The sequence below is a fragment of the Vibrio sp. 10N.222.55.C6 genome (assembly GCF_041473395.1).
GTDB classification, from domain to species: Bacteria; Pseudomonadota; Gammaproteobacteria; order Enterobacterales; family Vibrionaceae; genus Vibrio; species Vibrio crassostreae_C.
In genome coordinates this window covers 1-435 of the sequence record NZ_JBFRSD010000208.1, presented here as the reverse complement: position 1 = coordinate 435, position 435 = coordinate 1, and the positions used below count along the sequence as shown (strand labels likewise).

At 42.5% G+C, this 435-nt stretch carries 1 pseudogene; it reads right to left on the bottom strand.

Going from position 1 to position 435, the window contains the following annotated elements:
* A pseudogene (locus AB4486_RS23275) lies at positions 1–288 on the bottom strand (transposase); the annotation flags it as partial.
* Between the last annotated feature and the right edge of the window lie 147 nt (positions 289–435).

Sequence of the window (435 nt, the reverse complement as noted above, 5' to 3'; positions counted from 1 at the left end):
CTTTTTCGACAAACCACATGCTTCGAAATGTTTGCTTATAAGTGGATTGAGCGTAGTAGGCGACCACCCATGGTTGTTATCTTTCGCTATTAGGGAGATGAGCTTGTATCGCTGCAAAGCAATGTTTTGCTGCTCTTCAGGGTAAGAGCTTAAATCCCGCTCTATTAGTTTTGAATCAGAAAGGCTCCGATATTTCAGAGTATTATGTTCATCTTCTCGTTGTTCTTCCAAGCTAACTTGTACATTACGAATTGATTCAGATTCATCATCAAAAGGGCCAATAGACATTGTTTTTTACCCCACTGTTAGCACCGTCTCCGTACCAAACACTGCACTTTTTAAGTCTGCGACTAGTTCTCCTTTCGCCAGTAATGGCAATACCGAAGATTTTGCCTCAGCTAGCGGAAGATCGAGTTCCAACGCTACACCTTGGAG